Here is a 24,201-nt window from a genome sequence, read left to right as displayed (position 1 = left end):
TAGAACGTCACTCGACGCGGAGCCACCACGCCTGCTCCCAGCCGTCTTGACCAGTCTTCTCATCCCGGACCGGCACATCGGGGAATGCCATATTGGCGGGCAACGTGAACGCCGTTCCACGTGTCATGGGATGGACGTAGTGCCGCCCATCCGGAAACACCGGCACGTACTTGCCCGCCTGATGGCACATATCGCCGCTCATCGGCAACGGGCCGTAGCGCTGACGCAGCGACACCGGCATCTCGCGTGCCCGCGCCTTGCGTTCTTCTAGGGTGAGCACCGGATAATCGCGATTGATGCGTACCTCCGCCAGCACCGTCGAGGTCAGGCCGCCCTGTTCCGGGGGCTGCGCCCCCGGCCGGATGTAGTCAAGCTCGACATCCACCGAGAATTTGCTGCCCGGCACTTCCAGCGCCTGGTAACGGTAGGGCTCCGCAAACGGCGTGAGTGGATCCGGCAGAAAGCGGTTGTACGGTACGACATGGCTTTCCGAAAACCGGTAACTGCCCACCTTCAATTGCAGCAGCCGCTCCAGTTCTTCGACTGCGAGCTTGTCCAGAAGTGGAGTGAAGTGAATCGAGAAGAACGTCGGCACCTTTGCCGCCTTGGCGCGATCTTCACGGAAATCATCAGGGTCAGCCCCGGTGTAGAGCACCATGGACACTCTTGGGATCATCGGGTGGGAGAAATTGTATTCCTTGCCGAACGGATTGCCCGGCAGCGGTGAGATATCCCAATTTTTCCCAAAGCCCCCCTTGACCTTCTCCAGCGGCACATCGTCGCGCAGCAGGCGCATGGCGGCCTGCAGGATCTCGCGCACGATCTGCCGCTGCTGATCGGTGTAGCGCTCAGCCATGACTGTGGCCTCCCGCGCCGCCGGCGGCTTCGGAGAACTCTCTTGTGCAAATACCAGGGTTGCGCAACAGAGGAGTGCCATCGCGGCTATCCCAGTACGACTGGACCGCTTCACCGCAAATGAACGCGTCGTCTTCGTGGAGTTGTGCCCGATATCCTGTTTCATGCTTCACCATGGTGTCGACATTGATGGAAACGCCTCCGGCGCCAACGGTCTGCAGCAAGTCGTAAGCGAACTGCCGCGCTGCGTGTAGCTCTGCGTCATAGAAGGCATCCCCGAAGAGCGGCACGCCTGGATTCCGAGCCTTGTACTGCTGCCGCCCCTCGCGCAGGCCGGCCAGCATCCAGTAGTAGTGTCCCACCAGCATCCGGTGCAGGCCCCGCAGCACCAACGGATCCATTGGGATCGGTTGTTTGCCAGCCAGCTTGAACACCTCTTTGTGAAAGAACTCCCCGTAGAACTCTTGCATATGCGGCACACGTGCATAGTCCTGCGGGAACTGCTGCATCAGGGCCGCCATCCAGAATTCCTGCTGGCAGTGCCGGGCTTCGTGGTAAAGAGCGTCGGCCAGCACCTTCTCTGCGATGTCTCGGCTAGTCAGGTCCCGGGAATTGAGCAACGCCTCGACCGTCTTGGACGTCACAGCGATCTGCCAAGGCTGGCGCAGGAAGCCTGCGTTGGCAGTGGCCACCAAGTGCAGAGCTTGCAATTGTTCGTCGGTAACGATTCTGACGGCAGGTAGCGCCCCTGAGTTGGGCGATCCATTTGCAATCCCGTCCGGCAAGCCGAACGGCCCGCTGCGCAGTGCAGCGTAAATCCACGGCTGGATTTTCTTGACTAGGCCTTTTGCCTCAGTATCCGCAAGCGGCCAACTCATCGCGCCCCAGTCGATCCCTTGCAACACCGGCTTGATAGTCGCCGTATAGGCCTTGGCAACCGGGTAGACCACATCCTTGCGCAACGGCCTGCCGCTCTCGCCCGGCTTGCCCGTCGCCGGGTCAATGGCGATTTCACACAAGCGCAGCCCATAGTTGTGCGGATCGCAGGTGGCCAGCATCGGCTGCTTGCTTTCACTGGTCGGCTCACGCTCGGCTTTCTCCGCGGTCTTGCCTCCTACCTGCGTGGAGCGCCGTTCCGGATTCGGCGCGGCAACCGCGGCGTACTGCGCATCCTGCATCAGCATTGGTTCGTGTACCGTCAACACCTTTCCGGGCTCGCTCGCCGATAGAAATTCCAGCCGCGCTAACTGCGCCACGGCCGCCGTCGCCAATTCGGTCTCTCCGTGCGCATTGGCGATGCCTTCGATCACCCGGCCATCGTCGAGCGTGATCCGGTAGGGTTGCTCCGGAAGGGTGAGGCCCGTTCCCAGTTCGGCCAGCACAAAATGCTCGGCTACCCTGGCCTCGGTCTGCGGCAGCAGCGGCATGGCCTGCCCGATCGACTTCGGCCCGGGCATGGCGTGCGAGCTGGCATGCGCCTTCCAGGTGCCGGAGGTGCCATGCTCGATGCCATCGGCATTGAGCCGCACATAACTGCCGCCACCATTGACCAGGACCTCCTTGGCGGCGGTGATCTCTATCCGTTCCATGGTGCTGATCACCCTGAGCACCTTCTGCGCAATGATCTCGATGTCATCGCTCTGCGCCTGGATCTCGACCTTGCCCTTGGCCGCGAACAGCCGCATGCCGCTCTTGCGAGCGAACAGCACGATCTTGTCCATGGCACTGGCCAGCAGACTCTTTCCGGTGGCGATCGACAGGTGTTGGCCGGTGGTCAGGCCAGTATGGTGTTCGCTGTGCAGGTGAATGTCCTGCGCCGCAGTGGCCGCAATGCCTGCGGGGGCGGCCAGCACCAGGTGCGGGGCAGCAAATTCTCCTTGTTCGCCGCGACCTTTCAGAGTGTCGTGCTGGGCCTGCAGCGCCCGCGCCACGTCCAGTTGTTGCCCCTCCTGGGCGCGGAGGTGCTCGGCCGCGTCGCCCAGTTCGTGGTGGATGTCGTGCGCGCTGGCCAGCCGCTGTACGGTCTCCGAGATGTCCTTGTGGTAGCTGACGGCATCGGGCCGGACCTCAGCGGTCAGCAGCAGCCCGGCGCCCCCGCGTAGCGCGCCCCAGCCATCGGTGCGCAGCTCGAACCCCTCGCCGCGTTTCTCGCGCCGACCCTCATGATCGGGCACGTGCACGATGTAGCCCAGGCTGAGCATCGTGGCCTGGTGGTCGCTGCCGATCTGCGTCTGGATCTGAGCCTCGGTATCATCCTGCAGGAAGGTGTTGTGGCGCTCGCCAAACAGCTCCTTGCTGCGAAAGCCCGACAGCGCGTGCTGGTCCGGCAGGTTCCACTGCGGCATGTTGACCCGGTTCGGCACCCGGCCGATGACGATCGGGCAGTCGGGGTCGCCGTGCGTGAAATTGACAATCACCTCCTGGCCGATGCGCGGCAGGTGGCTCGCCCCGAACTGGTCGCCTTGCCAGGCCTGTGCGACGCGCACCCAGCATGAACTATTGGCATTGCGCTGCCCAGTCCGGTCCCAGTGGAACTGGACCTTGATGCGGCCGAACTCATCCACCCAGATTTCCTGGTTCTCCGGCCCGACCACGGTCGCCGTTTGCGGCCCGCAGGTGTGCGGTTTGGGCTGGGTGCGCTCGGGCCGGAAGATCTCCGCCGTGGACTGGGCCTGGAACCCGACCTCGCAGCGCCAGGCCTGTCCCTGTCCGGAGGCCTCGCCCACTTCCTCGAGCGTCAGGGTGGTGTGAAACACCAGGTATTCGCGGTTGGCCTCAGCCTGCGCAAAGCCCTTGAGGGTGAAGGTACAGCCCGGCACCACGGCGCGCACGTTGCCGCCCGCAAAGACCCGGCTGCCATGCTGGCGGATTGCCTCCATGCGGATGCGCGACAGCAAGTCGCCTTCTTTCCACGGATCGTTGCCGGTGGCGGGCTGGGCGTGATCGCCGGGATATTCGCGGATCTCGCTGTTGGCGTGGGCGGTGGCACGTGGATCGTCAGTGGCCACGGTCAGATCGGCGCGCGGCTTGACGAAATCGTAGTCCGTGCTCGTCCAACTGCCCGACACGAGCTGGTCCTGCACATGGAAATCGTACAGGTGCTCGGCATCGGCCCGGTCCGAGGTCGGCCGCCAGGAGAGCGCGTGGTACGCCGGGCTGGCAAAGCGGCGGAAGGCGCCATTGCCATCGGTCAGCACCAGCCGGTGCTTGCCACCCGAATGCTCGAAGAACCACGAGATGCCCCATTCCTGGGTCAGGCGCTGGAAGAACCCGAAATCCGTCTCGCCGTACTGGACCTGATATTCGCGAGTCGGATAGCGCGCGACATCAAGGCGGTTCTCGACTGGGAAGCTATAGTCCGCCAGCAGCGCATCGAGAATCTCGACCGCGGTCTTCTGCTGGAAGATCTTGAAGTCGCTGGTGAGCGTGGCCAGGAACAACCAGGGTTGGAGCGTGACCCGATAGATAAAGTGGCGTCCCTCCACAACGGGGCCCATGACCCCGGTCACAATGCCCGTGATTTCGCGCGTGCCTGCGCCAAGATTTCCGGTCAGTCCGGTGCCGCTGCCATCGAGTTCGATCTCCAGCGTCAGCTCCTTGCCCTGCAGCGCCGGCAGATCAAGATTGGCGGCTGGGGCGCCCAGTCCCCAGCGCTCGTCGGGCGTCTTGAGCTCGACCGTATAGGAGAACAGGTCGTTCAGGCCTTCGGTGCCTTGCACGCGTGCGACGGTCAGGGCGACCTGGCCGAGGATCTCGGGTAGGCCATCACCACGCAGGGTGACAGTGCGGAAGGACGGCAGCGGCAGTCGGTTGCCCATTGGCAGCGCTCCAACGAAAGTCGTGGGGCCCGCGCAAAGCTCGATACCAACCAACGCATGACGCGGGGTAGCCTTTCAGGCTACCCGGCAAATACCGGATTTCTATAAGAGGAATCCCAAAATCGCGAATGATTTGGCGCTAAGCGCTGCAGCGCTGTCCAATGGCGCGTGAGCCTGGACGGGTACTCCGAGACGCGTTTCCAGGGGATGATGAGCCTGGAGTTGAGAAGTGCTGCGGAGGGTTGACTGCCGACAGGCGGCGGACTATGGCCGAAAGTTGATCATCTGTGGTTAATCGTCAACTTGGCGGAATCAAGAATCGCACGCTGGCGCACGAAGTACTCGAAGGCACGTGCCGACTGGAATTCATCTTGGTCGTACCCCTATTTGTGCAGGCACTGGTCCGGCGCGATATTCAGCCGCACCAGCGACTGCCGCCCCGCGGTGTAGTGGTACAGCAGCGTCACGCCGAGCTTGCCCAGCACCGGCACGTCCGGATTGCGGCAGATGCCGCGCTCCAGGATCGGCTTGGCCGACGCCATGTACTCGCGCGTGCCGTCGCGGGTGGCATCGACCCCCGACACCTTGAGCTGGAACTCGACGATCTTGCCGGGCCGGGTCACGCAGCCGTCGAAGCGCGTGGTGTCGTCCAGGTCCAGCGGGCCGGCGCGCATCAGCTCCTGGCAGGCCATCCGCAATTCCCGGTCGACATTGCCAGTCGTAAGCCGCGTGATGCCGGACATGCCGGTCGGCTTGCCGCGCACGGTGCCGAGCAGCAGCGTGGCGAGGCCGGAGAGCTGCGGGCTTTGCGCCGGTGGCGCCGCCGGCGCGGCGGTGGCGGACACGGAGGCGACCAGGGGAACGAGGACCGCCAGGAAGGGCAGGAAGAGGCGGTGGAGCGTGGCCATCGGGGCGGCTGGGGCAAGGCGCATAAAGGGGGCGGGTTGGGTGAAGCCTGTCGCGCTGCTACTTTAGCCCCAGCCTCTTGCCGCCGTTGTCAGGCGTTGTCCTACGCGGCAACACCGCCAGCGCCGTGCCGCAGGCAGTGCGCGGCACATGGCGCCGCGGCACCGGCCGCCGTTACAGCTCAAGCACCAGCCGGCATCCGTCGGCCGCGCGCGAGCAGCACGCCATCATGCGGTCGTTGGTGTCGCGCTCGGTGCGGGTCAGCACCACGTCGCGGTGATCGACCTGGCCGGCCAGCACGCGTACTTCGCACGAGCCGCACAGGCCCTCCTCGCAATCGCTCTGCACGTCGATATTGGCGCCGCGCAGTGCCGCGAGCAGGGTCTGGCCGGCGGGCACCTCCATGACCAGCCCGGAGTCCTTCAGTTCGACGGTGAAAGCCTGCTCCTTCGACGCGTCCAGCGTGCCCAGCCGCGACACGAAGTGCTCGACCCGCAGCGCGTCCTCCGGCCACGCCGCGCAGGTAGCCGAGAGCGCATCGAGCAGCCGTTGCGGGCCGCAAGCGTAAACGTGGGTGCGCGGCGCCGGCGTGGCCAGCAATGCGGTGAAGTCGGCGCGGCGGCCTTCGTCGCTGGCGTAGACGTGCAGGCGCTCGCCATGCAGGGTCTGCAGCCCGTCCAGCATCGCCATCGACCTGCGCGAGCGGCCGCAGTAATGGATCTCGTAGTCGATGCCGAGCTGGCGTGCGCGCCGTGCCATGGCGCTGACTGGCGTGATGCCGATGCCGCCGGCAATGAAGATGGCGCGGCCGCAGCCCTCGTCGAAGCGGAAATGGTTGCGCGGGCCGCGGATGCGCAAGCGGTCGCCCGCCTTGACGTTGTCGTGCACCCAGGCCGAGCCGCCGCGGCTCTCGGGCTCGCGCAGCACGGCGATTTCCAGTGCGGCGGCATCGTCGGGATCGCCGCACAGCGAATACTGGCGCGACAGCCCGGTATCGCCGCACTCCACGTCGATATGCGAGCCCGGCGCCCAGCGCGGCAGCGGCTTGCCGTCAGGCGCCGCCAGCCGCAGCCGCACCACGCCATCGGCGGCGTGGGCGATGCTCTCCACCACCACGGTGCGCGCGCTGGTGTGCGCCGACGGTTCGCCGATGCGCACGGGCTGGCGCTGCGCCAGCAGCGCGGGGTCGCGACGCTCCGGGTTTTGCGCCGGGTCCCATTCGACCAGCAGGTGCTCGGGGCCACGGAACGACGTGTTGGGCACGTAGGTGAAGGACTGTTCCGCCAGCCGCATATGCGGCAGCCGGCGTGTCAGCTCTTCCAGGAAGATCTGCATCTCCATGCGCGCCAGGTTCTTGCCCATGCACTGGTGCGAGCCGTAGCCGAAGGTCAGCTGCTCGCTGGCGTTGTCGCGGCGGATGTCGAACAGGTCGGCATCGGCAAAGTGGCGCTCGTCATGGTTGGCCGACGAGGTCACGATCAGCAGCTTGCTGCCGGCGGCCAGTTGGATGCCGCCCACCTCCGTGTCGCGCGTGACCAGCCGGCGCCACGCCGCCACCGAGCCGTTGTGGCGCAGGCATTCTTCCACCGCGTTGGGGATCAGCGAAGGATCCTCGCAGATTTCGCGCCATGTGTCGGGATGCTGCAGCAGCAGCTTGATGGCGTTGGCCGAGGCGTTGGCGGTAGTCTCGTGCGCGGCCACGATGCCGGCCATCATCATCGAATGCAAGTACGAGTCGGTGACGACTTCAGGCAGTGCCTGCTGCTTGCGCAGGCCGTACTGCATCCAGCCCGGGCCGGACGGGTCCTGGCGCATCTTGTCGAGGATGCGCCCGGCCAACTGCCAGAAGTTGCCGACCGCATGCGCGACCGCGACCTGTTCTTCCGGCCTGGGCCGTCCCCACGTGTTGACCGTATGGGCAATGGAGTACTGGCGCAGCAGGTCCATGTCCTCTTCGGGCACGCCCAGGAAATGCAGCGCCACGGTCAGCGGCACTTCCCACAGCATCTGGTCGACCAGGTCGGCGCGGCCGTCGTCGATAAAGCGGTCGACGTATTCGCGCGCGAGGCGCCGCACCATCGGCTCGTGATGCGCGAGCTCGGCGGGCGTGAACGGGTCCATCAGCGCGCGCCGGCGCGGCATGTGGGCGGGCTCGTCCTCGTTGACCAGCGTGCGGTTCATGGCATAGCCGTACGAGGCCAGCACCGCGTTGGCTTCATCGCCGGTGGGCGTGATCTTCTCCAGCGCGATGGATGGGCTGAAGGTGAGGTTGTCGCGGAAGATCGCCTTGATGTCGTCGTAGCGCGTGACCACCCAGTAGCCCAGCTTCGGGCTGTAGAACACCGGTTCCTGCTCGCGCGACCAGCGCACGTACTCGGGCGGATCCTGCTGGTAGCCGTCGCCGAACGGATCGAACTTAGCCGCCTGGTGACTGACCGGGCAGCCATTGGGGGCGGTGAAGGCGGAATGGTCGACGGGACAGCCGCCGCGCGCGGTGTCGGGGGAGGGGGTGGCCATGCTGCGTACTCCTGCAAAAACATCGCCGTCCGGGCGGGGCCGGACGGCCTCGAAGCGATACCAGAACCGAGGCGGATGCCGCTCAGTTGTCCAGCGTGATCTTCAGGTCGCGGATCAGCTTGGTCCAGCGTGCCGACTCGGTGCGCAGCAGCTCGCTGAACTGCGCCGGCGTATTGCCCACTGGCTCCACGCCGAAGTCCACCAGCCGCTTGTTCACCGCCGGTTCGCGGATCGCCGCGACCACGTCCTTGTTCAGCGTATTGATAACCTCCGTCGGCGTGGCGGCAGGCACCACCATGCCGACCAGCGCGGCGGCTTCCACACGCGGATAACCCAGTTCGGCGAAGGTCGGCACGTCGGGCAGCTGCGGCAGCCGGGTGGCATTGGCCACTGCCAGCGGCCGCACCTTGCCGCCCTTGATAAAGCCGGCGCCGGCGGCGTAGTCCACCATCATTGCGGCGACCTGGCCGGCGGCAACGTCGGACAGCGCGGGCGCGGCGCCGCGGTACGGCGCGTGCGTCATCGACAGGCCACCGGCTTCCACCTTCAGCAGTTCCATCGCCAGGTGGTGCGGGCTGCCCGCGCCGGCGGAGCCATAGTTGACACCGCCCTGGGTTGACTTGGCCTGCGCAATGAATTCCTTGGCAGTTTTCACCGGGCTGTTCGCGCCGACTACGAGGATCATCGGGAAGCGGCCCAGCAACGTGACCGGGGCCAGGTCCTTGCCAGGGTGGTAGGAAAGCGTCTTGTACAGGACCGGGTTGAACACCAGCGTGCCGTTGTCGGCGGACAGCACGGTATAGCCATCGGCGGCCGAGCGCGCCGTCTCGGACGCGCCGATCGCGGTGTTGCCGCCGGGTTTGTTATCCACCAGCACGGGCTGGCCGACCTTGGCCGACAGCCCCTGGCCGATGGTGCGCGCGAGGAAATCCGAGCCGCCGCCGGCGGCGTACGGCACGATCCAGCGGATCGGCTTGGCCGGGTAGGTGTCGGCGGCATGCGCCGGCAGGGCGGACAGCAGGGGCAGGACGAGCGCGCCGATGGCCAGGCGCGGCAGCAGGGGGCGGGGCATGTGGTTGTCTCCGTTGATTTCTGTTTTGCGTAAATCTTATACGCATTGCGTAATGATTGAATGAGGGTTAACCTTGAAGCGGATCGCCCTACCGCCTCTCTCCCAGGCATGGCCTAATCTGCCAGCCTTTGCCAACACCACTGCCATGCCAGCATCCCGTTCCAAGTCCGCCGCCTCCGAAACGCCTGCCGACGTTTCCTTGCCCCGCACACGGGAGCGCCGCCAGCGCGTGCAATCCGCTGTCACGGGCATGGCGGTGCTCAAAGGGCTGGCCCGGCTGGGCGGGCGCGCCAGCCTGACCGCGCTGGCCGCGCATATCGACGAAAGCCCGGCCAAGGTGCATCGCTACCTGGTCAGCCTGCTGGAAGAAGGACTGGTCGCGCAGGAATCCGGTACGCAGCAGTACCACCTGGGCTACGAGGCGCTCCAGATCGGGATGGCGGCGATGCGCCAGGCCGACCCGATCCGGCTGGCCGAAGCCTCGCTGGTACGGCTGCGCGAGACGCTGGAGGTGACTTGCTTTGTCGCGGTGATGGGCAACAAGGGCCCGACCATCATGCGTTTTGAAGAACCGGGATTGCCGGTCACGGTGAACGTGCGCGCGGGGTCGGTGATGCCGCTGTTGTGGTCGGCCACCGGGCGCGTATTCCTGGGCCTGCTGGACGAAACCCGGGTGCAGACGCAGGCGACAGAAGAACTGGCAGAGGCGAGCCCGGCGCGGCTGGCATCGCTCGACCGGGAGGACCCGATCGGCGCGCTGCGCCGCGTCGTGCAGGCCGACGACTGCGCCTGGGTGCGTGACACCAACCTGACCGGCATCAGCGCCGTGGCCGCGCCGGTGCGCGACCACACTGGCCGCGTGTGCGCGGTGCTGACGGCGCTGGGCGCCACCGGCGGCTTCGATCCGACGATCGACGGGCCGGTCGGCACCGCCGTGCGGCACGAGGCCCGCGTGATCAGCGCCGCGCTCGGCTTCAACCCGGAGGCGGCGCGCTAAGGTCCGGTTTCAGCGCCGGGCAAGCCTGCACGGCAACGGCGTCGACGCGTGCCGGGTCGCCCAGCAGCGCCATCAGTCCGCACGCCAGCGTACCGCGCCACTGCAGGTAATCGTGGCCGCTGGCATGCTCGGCATGCACCACCGGATAGCCCTTTGCCGTCAGCACATCGCGCAGGTGGCGCGTGGTCGTCAGGATATTGACCGTGCCGCGGCCTTCCTCGAAACGTCCGGCTTCGAGATAGAACCGCAATGGCAGCCGTGGGCTGGCCGCGTACTGGCCGATCAGCCATTCCGGCTGCCGCGGCGGCTGGTCCGGCGCGCCGCCCGGCCCCCACCAGAACGAGCCTGACTGGCTCAGCACGAGCCCGAAGCGCTCAGGATGACGCAGGCCTGCGTATGCCGCAGCCAGTCCGCCGTAGCTGGAGCCCGCCACTACCGTGCTAGATGCCGGTGCGTCCAGGCCCAGCGTGGCCGCCCACGGCATCAGTTCGTTGGCGAGGAAGTCGGCAAAGGCCGGGTTCGGCGGCAACTGCGTGGCACGCGCGTTCGCACTGGGATTGGCGACGATCAGGGCTGCTACTGGCGGGATGCGGCCTTCGGCCACGAGGTTGTCGAGCAGCGTCGGCGTGGGCACCAGCGACAGGTAGGCATGGGCGTCGAACAGCACCAGCGTGGCGGACGGCCCGGCGCCTGCCGGACGGTACACGTAGACGTCGCGCGCTTCGCGGAGGATGCGGCTGTCGAGGCGGTAAGCCGTGACCGTGCCGGCGGGCACGCCCGCGCGCGGTGCCAGCCAGGGCTGCGGCGGCGCGGCAGGCAGTTCCAGCGTCGACTTGAGCTGGAACGCATCGACGCCCTGAGTCGGGAAGGTGTGCGGGAAAGTGTGCGGATTGAGCGGGTCGCGCTGCACCGTGGCCAGCAGCGCGCGGCGGCGCTGCGGCGCGGGCAAATTCAGCTCGGGCACGTCGGGCGCGAGCTGGTAGCTCATGCGGGTGCTGGCGGGTACGCGGTAGGTGCGGTACCAGACGTCGCTGTCGCCAAGGCGCAGCAAAGGGTCGTGGTCGCCGGCGGGGCTGCCGAGCAGCCGCACGTTGTGGCGCGCGCCGCGCCACAGGAAGGTCACGCGCACCATTGCCTCAGTCGTGTCGCCAGACTTAGCGGCGATCGGCTCGACCAGCGGCGTGCCGCGCCGGGCCACGTCGTCCCAGAACGCTTCGGTGCTGCCCCCGGCTGCCAGCGCCTGCGCTAGCGCGCGGATGGCGGGGCTGTCGGGTTCGTCGGGCGGGGCATGCTGCGCGCTGACGGGAACGATCTCGTCGATGCGCAGCGCATAGCGCGCGCCTGGCTGCGGGCGGCCGCCGACGGCGCCCCCAACGGCGCCCTGGCCGGCATCGACGCGCAGCCGGTAGGTGCCGGTTCCCGGCGACACGAACATGAAGCTGCGCGACAGCGTGGTGGGGCCCAGCAGCCGGCGCACCGGCTTGCCGTCGGCATCGGCCAGCTCCAGCGCGGCGGCCGGTCCGTCGAGGTTGCCGCGTACCAGGTCGCCGGCATGCAAGGCCAGCGTAAAGTCGAGCGTCGCGCCAGGCTGCCATGCGGCGGCAGCGGCCTGGCCGACAGCGAGCCGGGCCGGCGCAGCCTGCGTGGCCACGGCGCCCAGCGTTAACGCGAGAGCCACGAGGGTTCGGCTGGTCAGGTTAGCCTTGCGCATCAGAAATCCACCGACGTCGTGAACTTGAACAGCCGCGGCGCGTTCTGCGTGACGTAGCCGTCGTTGAACGAGCCGGCCCAATAGCTCTTGTTGAACAGGTTCTCGACGCTCGCATAGAAACCGACGCGCTTGCCCTGGATCTTCGTCACGTAGCGCGCGCCGATGTCATAGCGGGTCCAGCTGTCGATCTTCTGTGTGTTGGCGTTGTTGACGAACTGCGAGCCGGTGTAGGTCACGCGGCCAGTGACGGTCAGCCCGGGCACCCACGGCAGGTCCCATTCCGCGCCCAGGTTGCCCGACCAGGTCGGGCTGCCGAAGGCGGTGTTGCCGTCATACGTGCCATTGGCCGTGCGCGTCAGCACCGCGCGCGTGTAGGCGATGCCGCCCAGCACGCGCACGCCGGGCACGGCTTCGCCATAGAGATTCCACTCCACGCCGCGATGGCGGCGTTCGCCGTCGGGGTTGTAGGTGTTGGTGGCGGCGTCCTTGATCAGGCTCGGGCGCGTGATCTGGAACACGCTGAGGGTCTGCGTCAGCTTGCCGCTGTCCCATTTCACGCCGAGTTCGCCCTGGCGGGTTTTGTAGGGCGCGAACATCTGCTGGTAGTTGCGCGCGGTGATGTCGGTCACGGTATCGCCCTGGCTCAGGCCTTCGACATAGTTGCCGTACAGCGACAGCTGCGGCCCCCACGGCTTGAGCACCAGCCCGACGGTGGGCGTGAATGCGCCCTCGTCATAGTCCGCGGTGCGCGCGCCGGTGGTGGCGCTGAAGCTTTGCGCCTGCACACGCTGGTGGCGCACGCCCAGCGTCAGCTGCACCTTGTCGTCGGCGAAGGCCAGAGTATCGGCCAGCGCCAGGCTGCTCAGCGTGGTGTCCGACGTCTTGGGCACGTTGCCGGGCGAGGCCGCCAGGATCGGCGTGACGGGATCGTAGATGTTGGAGCTGTACGAGCGGCTGGCCACGTTGACGGTGCCGGAGCGCAGGCCGAGGTAGGTGTAGCCGAGGACCAGCCGATGCTCCACCGGCCCGGTGCGCAAGGTGCCACGCAGGCCGGTCTCGGCCGAGACCGTGTCGGTGTAGCCCTTCTGGTTGTAGGTGATGCCGGTGAAGTTGCCGTTCGGCTGCACGTTGTTGGCGCGCGTGCCGTTGATAAAGCCGCTATAGCGGTAGCCCAGCGCGCCCAGGCCCGCATAGACGGTCCAGTCCTTCGTCAGGTCATATTCGCCGCGCGCGACCACGGCGTGGTTGTCGAGCCGGCCATGCGTGCCGCGCAGGATATTGGTGCCGGCCTTGGGCGGCTCCGGCACGGTGCTGGCGAACGAGGCCATCCAGGCGCTGCCGTTGCGGACTTCTTCCTCGTTGACGTAGGCGTCGATCGAGGCGCGGGCGCGCTCGCCGGCATAGTCCAGCGCCACCGCGCCGAGCGCGCGGCGCTTGGACTGGCCGTCGATGCCGGTGCGGCCGTTGTCGTACGCGCCGTTGACGCGCACGCCGAAGGCATTGTCCGGGCCGAAGCGCCGGCCTACGTCGATGCTGGCGCCGACGTTGCCTTCTGAGAGGTAGTTGGCGGACAGGCGCGTCAGCGGCGCATCGGCCGCGCGCTTGGGCACGAGGTTGATCACGCCGCCGACGGCGCCACTGGGCGACATCCCGGTCAGCAGCGCGGTAGGCCCGCGCAGCAGCTCGACGCGCTCGACGAACTCGGTGGGCGCATGCCCGTACGGCGCCAGGCCATACATGCCGTTGAGCGCCAGGTCGTTCGACGAGATATCAAAGCCGCGCACCGTGTAGTTCTCATACAGGTGGCCGGCCGAGGTGGTGAAGCGCACGGTCGGGTCGTTGGCGAGCACGTCGGCAATGGTGTGCGCCTGCTGGTCCTGGATGGTCTGCGCGGTATAAGCGGCGCTGCTGTACGGCGAATCCATGGCGTCGGTATTGCCGAGCAGGCCAAGGCGCGCGCCGCGTGCAACCTGGCCGCCTGCATAAGCCGGCGTCAGCGCCTCGGCGTCGGGGCGCGCGGCGGTCACAGTGACGGCGGGCAGCGTGGCGCCGGCACCGTCCTGCGCGGCGGCGGGCAGCGGCTTGACGGCGAAGCCGTTGGGCACCGCCTGTGCCTGCAGGCCGGTGCCGCGCAACAGCAGCGCCAGGCCCTCGGCCGGCGCATGGCGGCCCTGCAGGCCGTCGGTGCGGCGCTGGGCGAGGTCGGCGGCATCGTATGAGACCAGCACGCCGGCTTCCAGGCCGAAGCGGGTCAGCGCAGGTTGCAGCGGTCCGGCCGGGATGGCATAGCTGCGCGCGGATGCGGCAGCCGTGGCGGCATCGGCGGCATGGCCGGCCAGCGGTATGGCGCCCGCCAGCAAGACAAGGGCGTGGCTGACTGCGACGACGCTGTGCCGCACGCGCGGCGTGGATGGCCGGCGGGCGCCGGCGCTCGGAAATGGCAAACCTTGCTTGCCCATGAAACTGTCCTTTCAAGAAGACGCTGGAAATCAGTCGTTCCTCTCGTAGGCCCCGCGAAACGGGCAAACCCCTCAACCTGAGGCAACAAATATCTCTATGGAGGTGAAAGCGTCGATAGCTTCGGCTAGGCGCGTGGCCTGACGCTGACCCAATAGCGCGTCCACCGATGGACCGTTACCGGCAGCAGGTGCGGCAGTGCCGCCAGCACCTGGTCGGTATCGGACAGCGGAAACACGCCCGATACGCGCAAGCCGGCCACGGCCGGCGCGCATCCAAGCCGCCCGTGCCGGTAGCGGCCCAGCTCGGCCAGGAAGGCGTCGAGGCGCATGTCATGAACGGCCAGCATGCCTTGCGTCCAGGCGTTGTCGGCGACGCTGGCCGGATCCGCCGGATCGATCGCCGAACGGGTGAAGCGCGTGCGCTCGCCCGCTTGCAGCACATGGGTTTCGGCGGCGTTGTCGGCGGGGCGGATCTCGACTGCACCTTCCTGCACGCTGACCGCGGTGGCGTCGTCATGCAGCCGCACGGTGAAGCGCGTGCCCAGCGCCCGCAGCGTGCCTTGCGCGGTCGCCACGCGAAACGGTCGGCCCAGCGGGTCGCTTGCCGTCGCCACCGACAGCGCGCCGGCCAGCAGCGTGACGCGGCGTTCGCTGGCGCCATAGCGCACGGCCACGGCGCTATCGGTATCCAGATCGACTTCGGTGCCGTCGTCCAGTACCAGTTGGCGGCGTTCGCCGACGCCCGTCTCATGGTCCGCGCGCCAGGCCACCAGGGGGCTGCCGCGCTGCCATTGCCAGGAGGCTGCAACCACCGCGCCAGTCGCCATCAGCACCATGGCGCGGCGGCGTCCGCGCTGCGGCGTGCCGCGCGACGCAGACGTATCGGCCAGTGCAGCGCTGGCGATGCCGCGCGGCATCCCGTGCATGGCCGTGTTGAACGCATGCAGGTGCTGCCACGCCCGTTCATGGTCGGGATGTTCGGCGCGCCAGCGCGCGCAGGCTGCGTGGCTTTCAGGCGATGCGCCGGGCGGGAGCAGCGCCATCCACCATTGCGTTGCCCGCAACGTGATGGCGGAGTCGATCGGCGGATGCGGCGCGGCGGGCAGGGAAGACAAGGACATCTGGGAGAGCGGGGCGCAGATGCTCAGGCAGCGAAGCAGCACTGGTGCAGCGCCTTGACGATATAGCGCTGCACCGTGGCGATCGATACCCGCAGTTCCGTAGCGATGCTCGCCTGGTCCATGCCATCGACCTGGAACAGCACGAACGCGCGCCGCACCGCGGCTGGCAGTGCCAGCAGGCGGCGGTCGATCTCGGTCAGTGTCTCGAGCAGCAGTGCGCGGGTCTCGGGATCGGGCGCCTCGGCTTCGGGCAACGCGGCCAATGCCTGCTGGCACGCCAGCTCGATTTCCTGTCGCCGGTAGAAGTTGGAGACCAGCCCGCGCGCCACCGTGGCCAGGAATGCGCGCGGCTCGCGCGCGGCGATCGGCGCCTCGCGCGAAAGCAGGCGCACGAAGGTGTCATGCGCCAGGTCCGCGGCGTGCCCCGCGTCGCCCATGCGCCGCCTCAGCCAGGCGCGCAGCCAGCCGTGATGGTCGAGATACAGCGTATGGACTTCATCGTTGAGCGAGGGCTCGGCGGCGGGCATGGCGCGGGCAGATCAGGCAAGGCTTTAGGCAGACAGCGCCGCATTATATAGGTAAATGATAATTATTCGCAATAATAGGGAAGGATGGAGATTGTTGAGATCCGGTCAGCTGTCTGCAACCTGGCCGCGATGGGCGGAAAAGCTTTCCCTCGCGGCCTGACAAAGATCCTTGTTCCAATGAGTCTGGCAGGGGAGTCAGTGCCCCGCCCCGCGGATCGAATCCGGGGAAAAATACGCCTCACCAAACTGCGGACTGCTGTTTAAGCGTACCGGCTTCCCTTCATTCGTCAGCCGGTCCGCCAGATAGGAGCCAGCAGTGAGGTCGTGGTAGAACGCCACCGCCGGGTAGTAGCGCCGCGCATCATAGGCGTAAAGCGACGATTGCATGTTCGTTCGCCACAGCTGGCCGCGGGCATCGTAGTTGTCGGCAAGCACTGCCATCCAGGTGTCTTCGTCCAGGTACAGGACGCGCCTCGCATACTGATGTCGGAAGCCTTGCTTCAGTCTGGCTTCGAGCACCCAGACGCGGTGCAATTCATAGCGGATCAGCTCAGGCGTGGCATGGTTGGGGCCCAGCAGTTCGGCGTACTTGACGGCGGGATCGACCAGCTTGTAGTTGTGGTAGGGAATATAGATCTCCCGCTTGCCGACAATCTTCCACTCGTAGCGTTCGCCAGAGCCATTGAACAGGCGATCGTCGTCGACCGTGCGGAAGCCGCCCGGCCCCAGCGGCTGGTCGAAGCCGAACTCGGGTGCCTGCCGCACCCGGCGGGTCCCGGGATTGTATTGCCAGGTTCTGGCTGTATCCGAACCTTCGCGATCCCAAAAATTGTGGGAAACGATGATATTGCCGCGCTCGCGTAAAGGCAGTTCGGTTTCCACGCGTGCGAAGGTCCGGTTGATCAGCGGCGAGCCTTTTTCAAATGCGGTACCGTTGACCGGCGACCAGATGTCATATTTCCACTTGCCCCACGCGATCTTGCCGTCGCGATACACGACTGCCTGGTCGTAGACGGCCGACTCTTCGGCAATGGCGGAAGAAAAGCGAAGATTCCACATCAGCTCCAGCCCGCTCTTGGGGACAGGAAACGGCGCGGTGGGCGGATAGTCCTTGAGACCGTTCGCATCCGTCGTCAGTTGCGTTCTGGCGGCGTGATGCTGAATCGCCCTGTAGATGGCATCCCCATAGCGGAAGTCGCGATGGCTGGGATAGATCGCCATCTTGAATGTCGCCGGGTAGAGCTTGAACATGGCGAGTTGCCCGTCGCTCAGGTGCGTACGGTACTGCTCCATGTTCTGGGCCGTGATCGTTGCCAGCGGTTGCTCCGACGCGTAGGGATCGGGATAGGCATCGCCTGGCCGAAAAGCCAGGCCCGCTGGCGTGGCCTGCCATTTTCCGCTCCACGCGGGGATGCTGCCGTCCTTGTTGGCGGACCGCTCGGCACCCATTGGCGTGAGCGGACCGTCCAGGCGCCTGACTTCGTCAGGCGTCATCGCGGCAAGGGAAGGTGCGCTCAGCTGTGAGGCGGCTAGCACCGTACCGGCTAGCGTGCACAGCAGAATGGCCTTGCTTTTCATTGTCTCTCCTCCGATTTCGATGGTGTGATGGTCTTGCGCCAGCATCGGCCTGCCGACAGGCTGGCGTGAGATCGCCTGCGATCAAGCATTGGGCGGTTCGGCAATACGCAGGACCAGCTTGCCTGGCGCCTGACCCGACTGCACCAGGTCGAGCGCGCGTCCGGCCTGTTCCAGCGGCAGGCATTCAATGCGAGGGGGCCGCAGGCGCTCGCTTCCGAGCAGCGACGCGATCTCGCGCAGCCGCGCGCCGCTGGGCATCTTGCTGTACGCCACGGCGGTCCGCATACCGCGCCGTGCGGCTTCGGCCGGATCCGGGCCGTCATCGCCATTGACTAGTGTGAGGATGGCGACAAGGATGCCGCCGGGCCTGAGCAGGTCCATGCCATTCGGCAGGGTGCCGCAGCCAACGGCATCCAGAACCAGGTCGACGCCAGCCTGCGCCCATGCCTGCATGGCGGTAGCGATGTCGCCGCGGTAGTCGATCGCCAGGTCGCAGCCAAGCGCTCTCAGTTGTTCGCGGCGTGCCGCGCTGCAGGTCGCCGCGACGGCAGCTCCGGCTGCCGTTGCCAGTTGCACGGCAAACGTGCCGACCGCGCCGGCACCGCCATGCACCAGCACTGTCTGCGCTGGCTTGAGTCCGCCTTCATCGAAGAGTCCCGTCCAGGCCGCCAGCGCCGGCGTCGGGACGGCCGCAGCTTCGGCAAAACCGAGGTTGTCTGGCATCGGCACCACGCAATCCTGAGAGACCGCCACGTACTCGGCATAAGATCCCCATTTGCCGGCGCCAGCCTCCGTTTGCGCGAACACGCGCTGGCCCGGGACGAAGTCCTTGACGCCGGTCCCCACGGCTGCCACGACGCCGCTGGCATCGAAGCCGATCACGAACGGGAAGCGGTATGGCATGAAGCGGCTCAGATAGCCTTCACGGCATTTCCAATCCGCGGGATTCACCCCCGCGCAGGCTACGCGGATCAGGATTTCGCCGGCAGCGGGCTCCGGCCTCGCGACGTCCGCAAGCCTGAGTACATCGGACCCGCCGGTACGGTCCATGACGACGGCGCGCATGCTCTTCTCCATCGGTTCACCTTGCGGACAGTTCATCGTGGCTCCGATTGGCAATCAGGCTGGTTGCGAGTGGGCAGAAGGCATGCGAGATCGACTGGACGGTCCATTCGGGAAACTCCGGGTCGAACCATCGGTCGACATGGCCCCAATGGAAGGGGTGCATCAGGTATTCGCCCAGGAGGTCATCTGCGCTGGCAAACTCCTGCTGCCAGACATGGGTCCATGTGCCAGGCGACAAGACGCGGGCAAGCCGCCAGTTGAGGATGCCGGGCATGTACTCAGGCATGCGCAGCAGGTCCTGCTCAAGGCCGCGGACCCGCCAGTCGGGTGCTTCGGGCCGGACGCGAAACATCAGCGTGCGCCAGATCCCCTGGCGCAAGTGCGGGGCGCGCAGCCCATGCGCGATCGGGCTATAGACGACGCGATCCACCTCGGCCATCCCGTCCAGCGCGGCAGCCAGGCCGGCGTCGGGGCCGGCCGAGCAGGATGGCGCCGGGTCGAAGCGCAGGTCGAGCGTGTAGTCGCCAGCCTCCCAGCTTCCCGCCAGGTTCCGGCCAATCACCACATGACGCAGGCCTGGCAGCGTTTCAATGCGGGCAAGGATGGCTTGCTCCCGTGTGCTTGCCTCAGTGCCGGTGGCAGGGCGCATCCGGATCTGCGCTGTCTCAAGCCGCATCGCAATGCTCCTTGCGTTCGGACAGGCCATGTGTCGCATCGGCCATCACATGGCGACGGCGGGTATCACACAGGGTGTCGACCGTCGACCAGAAGGCGAGGGCCGGAGCCTCGATGCTGGCGCGCATGGCGTAGTAGGCTGGCGCATCCGCCACTTGCCACAGCAGCCACAACGTATTCGGTGCATCTTTCAGTGCCACCGGTGGCGAAACCCAGCGCTGCAGCAGCGCCAGGCCCCTGCCGGCGCTGCCGGGCAGGTACTGGCTTTCCAGCAGGGCCAGCACGGTGGCCAAGTGCCGCGGCGCGAGGACGATTTCATCGAGAATGTGGATCATGGCTGTGTCTCCCGCGGCGCAGGCAGCGTGCAGCAAGGCTGCGATGTCGGCGTCGGAGATTTGCGGGCGGAATGCGCGGTCATGGGTTGTCCCGTGGGTTGTTGCGTGAGTTGTTCTGTGGGTTGATCCGTGGGTTGTTCCGTATGGGCAGGGCGTTCATGGCATGGCAACCTCCATGGCCCAGGCCGTGCGTACCTGTTGCGCGGCTGGAAGTGCCGGGATGATTATGTGAGGCCTGGCCGCACGGGATCCCTACCAGGACGATCAACAACCGCTACCGAAGCAATCAGGACGAGCAACCATGAATGCCTACATACCGGGGAATCGCGTACCCGTTCCGCATGGCATGGTGCAGCGCTTGCTAGATGAACTGAAGCGGCAGGGCGTCGAGGTTCCGCCGGCCCCCGGCGCACCCGGGCATGCGCCGCCCGCGCAGTTCATCGCGCTCTATCGCGCCGCGATCGAGCAGCTGGAAGCCCTGGTCGCCAAGGGCAACGGCCATCCCCCGATGCGCAAGCAGGAAGTGGACTTGTTGTGTCGTTGCGTATTGAGTAGCCAGACGCTGGGGGAGGCGATCCGCTGCGCGGGCGACTTCTGCGCGATGCTGTACCCGCGCGCCGGCTCGCTCAGCCTCGGACAAAGCGCAGGCAAGGCGCTGTTCCGCATGGATTCACTGCGGCGCGCAAAAAGCTCTGCGGCTTGTCTGGTGGACCTCACCGGGCTCTTCTTCTACATGCTCTTGTTCGGCTGGCTGATTGGCCATCCGATACGTCCGACCCACGTCTACCTTGCGCACCCCCGACGCGAGGACGCCATGCCTTTCCTGGGCTTGTTCCATGCCGCTGTGACGTCCGGCGCGCAGACCTACGGCTTCGAGTTCGATGAGGCGTTGCTCGACCGGCCGGTCGTGCGCCAGGCAGCGGAACTCGATGCCTTCCTGGAAGACTTCCCTTACCGCCTGATCGGTGCGCCGGTTGAGGTCGTATCCCTGAGCCAGCAAGTGCGCGGCATCCTGCATGCAGCGCTGGTACATGGCGCGCGGCTGCCGACGCTCGCTGAACTGGCCGCACGTTTTGATGTGAGCGAACCGACGCTGCGCCGCCGTCTCGCTGCCGATGGCAGCAGTTACCGGATACTGCGCGAGCACAACCTGCAGGAGTACGCCGAACAATGCCTGCGTACGACCAACTGGTCGATAGGCAGGATCGCGGAGCAGCTTGGCTTTGCCAGCGAGGAAGCGTTTCGCCGGGCGTTTCAGCGCTGGACCGGGCATGCGCCGACGCGGTTCAGGCGGGACAGCAGAAGGTGAGGCGCTCGGAGCCGGTGCAAGGGCAGCCGCCAGGCATGCGAGTCTCCTTGTCACGGTCCTGTTTCGATGGTCGACTTGCGAACGGGCAGCGCGCGGCCTGGTCGGGTATGCTCGGCTTTCCGGAGCGCAGCCCTGCTCCTTTTACTGCCTGACATGAAGATCCTTGCCCCCACGCGCCTCGCGGCGATTGCCGCCGCCGGCCTCCTGTGCACGCCAGCCACGTACGCCGCCGACAAGGTCGACCAGCGCCTGCTCGAACGCGCCGTCAACGAGGCGATCGCGCCAATGATGAAGGCGCACAACGTGCCGGGCATGGCCATCGCGGTGACGGCGGACGGCAAGCAGTACTTCTTTAACTATGGCGTGACCGCGAGGCGGGGCGGCAAGCGCGTCACCGAGTCGACCCTGTTCGAGCTCGGCTCGGTCAGCAAGACCTTCACCGCGACGCTGGCGGGCTATGCGCAGGCCAGCGGCGCCATGTCGCTGTCGGATCCCGCGGCCAAGTACCTGCCGTTGCTTGCCGGCAGTGCCCTGGGCACGACCAGCCTGCTCGACCTTGGCACCTATGCGGCCGGCGGCCTGCCGCTGCAGTTTCCGGAGACGGTCAACAGTCCGCAGGCGATGGTCGATTACTTCAAGACCTGGCGACCTGCCTACGCGGCCGGTACCCACCGGCGCTATTCGAACCCCAGCATCGGCCTGTTCGGCTACCTCGCCGCGCGCAGCCTGGGCGAGCCGTTCGACGACCTGATGGAGAAGACCCTCTTTCCGTCGTTTGGCCTGAAGCGCACCTATATCCGGGTGCCGAAGCCGTTGATGGCGGACTACGCGTGGGGTTACACCCGGGACAACAAGCCGACCCGCGTGACGCCGGGGGTGCTGGATTCCGAAGCCTACGGCGTGAAGACGACGTCTGCCGACATGATCCGCTTCGTCGAGGCCAACATGTCGCCGGCGGGGCTTGACGACAAGATGCAGCGCGCCATCGCCACCACGCGTACCGGCTACTTCAAGGTCGGCGGCATGGTGCAGGGGCTGGGATGGGAAATGTATGCCTATCCGACGCCAGTCAGTGCCATGCTGGCGGGCAACTCGCAGCAGATGGTGTTCGAGGCCAACAAGGTCGACAGGCTGGAGCCGCCGCAGGCGCCGGGCGCCAATGTGCTGGTCAACAAGACCGGGTCGACCAACGGGTTTGGTGCCTACGTCGTCTTCGTCCCGGCCAGGCGCATCGGGCTGGTCATGCTCGGCAACAAGAACATGCCGGTGCCGGCGCGGGTTGAAGCGGCGCATCACATTCTGACTGTGCTGGACACCGAGCTGGCGGCAAGGCGCTAGGACCGGCCCGCCAGTCACTGGCCGAAAAAAAGCGGCCCGAAGGCCGCCCGTGTCTGCTGCGCGCTGAAGCGCCGTCAGAACTGATCGGCTGTCAGCGCATTGACCGGACCAGCACCGCCGACGATAGCATCGCGCAGCGCCGTTGCCTGCGACAGGATGTGCTGTGCGAAGAAATGCGCGGTCGCGACCTTGGCGTCGTGGAAGCCGGGATCCTCGGCGCGCCTTGCATCGGCCGCCAGCATGGCGCGGCCCAGTTGCCAGCCGGAGAACACGATCCCGCACAGCTTCAGGTACGGCACGCTGCCGGCGAACACGGCGTTCGGGTCCGACTTGGCATTGCTCACCACAAACCCGACCACTGCTTCCAGCGCCGCGCGGCCATTGGCCAGCTGCGCCTGGACCGCGGTGAAGGCAGCGCCGCCGTGCTTGCCCAGCGCGGCCTCGGTCTCGGCGATCTGCGCGCAGATCGCGCGCGCCACCGCGCCGCCATCCCGCACGGTCTTGCGGCCGACCAGGTCGTTGGCCTGGATGGCCGTGGTGCCTTCGTAGATCGGCAGGATGCGGGCGTCGCGATAGTGCTGCGCCGCGCCGGTTTCCTCGATAAAGCCCATGCCGCCATGCACCTGCACGCCGAGGCTGGTGACATCGATCGACAGTTCGGTGCTCCAGCCTTTGATCACCGGCACCAGGAACTCATAGAATGCCTGGTTCTGCTTGCGCACGGCTTCGTCCGGATGCTGGTGCGCGGTGTCGCTGGCAGCGGCCGCCACGTAGGCCACCGCGCGGGCGCCCTCGGTCAGCGCGCGCATGGTCATCAGCATGCGCTTGACGTCGGGGTGGTGGATGATGGTCACGGCTTCGCGCGCCGAGCCGTCGACCGGGCGGCTTTGCACGCGCTCGCGGGCATAGGCCACGGCCTGCTGGTAAGCGCGCTCGGACACGGCAACACCCTGCATGCCGACCGCGAAGCGGGCCGAATTCATCATGATGAACATGTACTCCAGGCCGCGGTTCTCTTCGCCCACCAGCGTGCCGATGGCGCCGCCGTGGTCGCCGAACTGCAGCACCGCAGTCGGGCTGGCCTTGATACCCAGCTTGTGCTCGATCGACACGCAATGCGCATCGTTGCGCTCGCCCAGGCTGCCGTCGGCGTTGACCAGGTACTTGGGCACGATGAACAGCGAGATGCCCTTGACGCCTTCAGGCGCATCGGGCGTGCGGGCCAGCACCAGATGGACGATGTTCTTCGCCATGTCGTGCTCGCCGTAGGTAATGAAGATCTTGGTGCCGAAGACCTTGTAGGTGCCATCGCCCTGCGGCTCGGCGCGGGTGCGCACGGCGGCCAGGTCCGAGCCCGCCTGCGGCTCGGTCAGGTTCATGGTGCCGGTCCACTCGCCGCTGATCAGCTTGGGCAGGAAGGTAGCCTTCTGCGCGTCGGAGCCGGCGGTCAGCAGGGCCTCGATGGCGCCGTCGGTGAGCAGCGGGCACAGCGCGAACGACAGGTTGGCGCTGTTCAGCATTTCAATGCAGGCGGTGGCGATCAGCTTGGGCAGGCCCTGGCCGCCGAAGTCCTGCGGATGCAGCACGCCCTGCCAGCCGCCTTCGCCAAACTGGCGGAAGGCGTCCTTGAAGCCGGGCGTCGTGCTGACCACGCCGTCCTTCCAGCTGCTCGGATCCAGGTCGCCGGTGCGGTTCAGAGGTGCCACCACCTGTTCGTTGAACTTGGCGGCTTCGTCGAGCACCGCCTCGGCCGTTTCCGGCGTGGCTTCCTCGAAGCCGGGCAGGCGGCTGACGGCGTCAAGACCTGCGAGCTCGTTCATCACGAACAACATGTCTTTGAGCGGGGCACGGTAGGTCATGGATGTCTCCTGTCTGTACGTCTGTATGCTTGTTCCTGGGTGGCGCGCAAGGCATGGCG

17 protein-coding genes are annotated in these 24,201 nt (G+C 66.7%); 3 read left to right on the top strand and 14 right to left on the bottom strand.

Annotated elements, in window-relative coordinates; translation table 11 throughout:
• Positions 1-7: 7 nt before the first annotated feature.
• The 5 genes from ACIP1U_RS24685 to ACIP1U_RS24665 form a co-directional block, all read right to left on the bottom strand.
• Positions 8-856 (bottom strand): hypothetical protein, encoded by an 849-nt coding sequence (locus tag ACIP1U_RS24685; RefSeq protein WP_400320608.1) that lies wholly within the window; start codon positions 854-856, stop codon positions 8-10.
• Entirely contained in the window at positions 849-4,673 is a 3,825-nt protein-coding gene (locus ACIP1U_RS24680) for a type VI secretion system Vgr family protein (RefSeq protein WP_400320605.1), read from the bottom strand. Before ACIP1U_RS24680 ends, ACIP1U_RS24685 begins: the two co-directional genes overlap by 8 nt.
• 383 nt (positions 4,674-5,056) lie before the next feature.
• Positions 5,057-5,581 carry a hypothetical protein gene (locus ACIP1U_RS24675; RefSeq protein ID WP_400320603.1) on the bottom strand — a complete coding sequence of 175 codons (525 nt, stop codon included), beginning with the start codon at positions 5,579-5,581 and terminating at the stop codon, positions 5,057-5,059.
• Between the two features lie 172 nt (positions 5,582-5,753).
• On the bottom strand, positions 5,754-8,096 hold the full coding sequence (locus ACIP1U_RS24670) for a cytochrome P450/oxidoreductase (RefSeq protein WP_400320600.1): 2,343 nt from the start codon (positions 8,094-8,096) through the stop codon (positions 5,754-5,756).
• Between the two features lie 82 nt (positions 8,097-8,178).
• Positions 8,179-9,168: a Bug family tripartite tricarboxylate transporter substrate binding protein gene (locus ACIP1U_RS24665; RefSeq protein ID WP_400320597.1), complete on the bottom strand. Its 990-nt coding sequence runs from the start codon at positions 9,166-9,168 to the stop codon at positions 8,179-8,181.
• 145 nt (positions 9,169-9,313) lie between these two features.
• Between ACIP1U_RS24665 and ACIP1U_RS24660 the strand changes: the two genes are divergently transcribed.
• On the top strand, positions 9,314-10,165 hold the full coding sequence (locus ACIP1U_RS24660; RefSeq protein ID WP_400320595.1) for an IclR family transcriptional regulator: 852 nt from the start codon (positions 9,314-9,316) through the stop codon (positions 10,163-10,165).
• On the opposite strand, the gene ACIP1U_RS24655 is transcribed toward ACIP1U_RS24660, so the two are convergent.
• From ACIP1U_RS24655 to ACIP1U_RS24620, 8 genes are all read right to left on the bottom strand, one after another.
• Positions 10,143-11,876: an alpha/beta hydrolase-fold protein gene (locus tag ACIP1U_RS24655; protein ID WP_400320592.1), complete on the bottom strand. Its 1,734-nt coding sequence runs from the start codon at positions 11,874-11,876 to the stop codon at positions 10,143-10,145. The genes ACIP1U_RS24660 and ACIP1U_RS24655 overlap by 23 nt on opposite strands.
• Positions 11,876-14,335 carry a TonB-dependent siderophore receptor gene (locus ACIP1U_RS24650; RefSeq protein ID WP_400320589.1) on the bottom strand — a complete coding sequence of 820 codons (2,460 nt, stop codon included), beginning with the start codon at positions 14,333-14,335 and terminating at the stop codon, positions 11,876-11,878. Before ACIP1U_RS24650 ends, ACIP1U_RS24655 begins: the two co-directional genes overlap by 1 nt.
• Before the next feature lie 125 nt (positions 14,336-14,460).
• Positions 14,461-15,450, bottom strand: coding sequence for a FecR domain-containing protein (locus ACIP1U_RS24645; RefSeq protein WP_400320586.1), 990 nt, complete (start codon positions 15,448-15,450; stop codon positions 14,461-14,463).
• Between the two features lie 29 nt (positions 15,451-15,479).
• Positions 15,480-15,983 (bottom strand): sigma-70 family RNA polymerase sigma factor, encoded by a 504-nt coding sequence (locus ACIP1U_RS24640; protein ID WP_400320583.1) that lies wholly within the window; start codon positions 15,981-15,983, stop codon positions 15,480-15,482.
• A 195-nt stretch (positions 15,984-16,178) separates the two neighbouring features.
• A complete protein-coding gene (locus tag ACIP1U_RS24635) occupies positions 16,179-17,561 on the bottom strand; it encodes a DUF1329 domain-containing protein (protein WP_400320580.1) in 1,383 nt (460 codons plus the stop codon).
• An 81-nt stretch (positions 17,562-17,642) separates the two neighbouring features.
• On the bottom strand, positions 17,643-18,626 hold the full coding sequence (locus ACIP1U_RS24630) for an NADP-dependent oxidoreductase (RefSeq protein ID WP_400320577.1): 984 nt from the start codon (positions 18,624-18,626) through the stop codon (positions 17,643-17,645).
• Between the two features lie 16 nt (positions 18,627-18,642).
• Positions 18,643-19,302 (bottom strand): Dabb family protein, encoded by a 660-nt coding sequence (locus tag ACIP1U_RS24625; RefSeq protein ID WP_400320575.1) that lies wholly within the window; start codon positions 19,300-19,302, stop codon positions 18,643-18,645.
• Complete coding sequence (locus ACIP1U_RS24620) at positions 19,292-19,636, bottom strand: hypothetical protein (protein WP_400320572.1); 345 nt, start codon at positions 19,634-19,636, stop codon at positions 19,292-19,294. The genes ACIP1U_RS24625 and ACIP1U_RS24620 overlap by 11 nt, the downstream gene beginning before the upstream one ends.
• Before the next feature lie 301 nt (positions 19,637-19,937).
• Here ACIP1U_RS24620 and ACIP1U_RS24615 point away from each other — a divergent pair, with 301 nt between their 5' ends.
• On the top strand, positions 19,938-20,945 hold the full coding sequence (locus tag ACIP1U_RS24615) for an AraC family transcriptional regulator ligand-binding domain-containing protein (RefSeq protein WP_400320569.1): 1,008 nt from the start codon (positions 19,938-19,940) through the stop codon (positions 20,943-20,945).
• A 153-nt stretch (positions 20,946-21,098) separates the two neighbouring features.
• Positions 21,099-22,283 (top strand): class C beta-lactamase, encoded by a 1,185-nt coding sequence (ampC, locus tag ACIP1U_RS24610; RefSeq protein WP_400320566.1) that lies wholly within the window; start codon positions 21,099-21,101, stop codon positions 22,281-22,283.
• Positions 22,284-22,357: 74 nt separating this feature from the next.
• Here the strand turns inward: ampC and ACIP1U_RS24605 are convergent, their stop codons facing one another.
• On the bottom strand, positions 22,358-24,142 hold the full coding sequence (locus ACIP1U_RS24605; protein WP_400320563.1) for an acyl-CoA dehydrogenase: 1,785 nt from the start codon (positions 24,140-24,142) through the stop codon (positions 22,358-22,360).
• Between the last annotated feature and the right edge of the window lie 59 nt (positions 24,143-24,201).

Source organism: Cupriavidus sp. NPDC089707 (assembly GCF_044748965.1).
GTDB lineage: Bacteria > Pseudomonadota > Gammaproteobacteria > Burkholderiales > Burkholderiaceae > Cupriavidus.
This window is presented reverse-complemented; position numbering and strand designations above follow the sequence as displayed.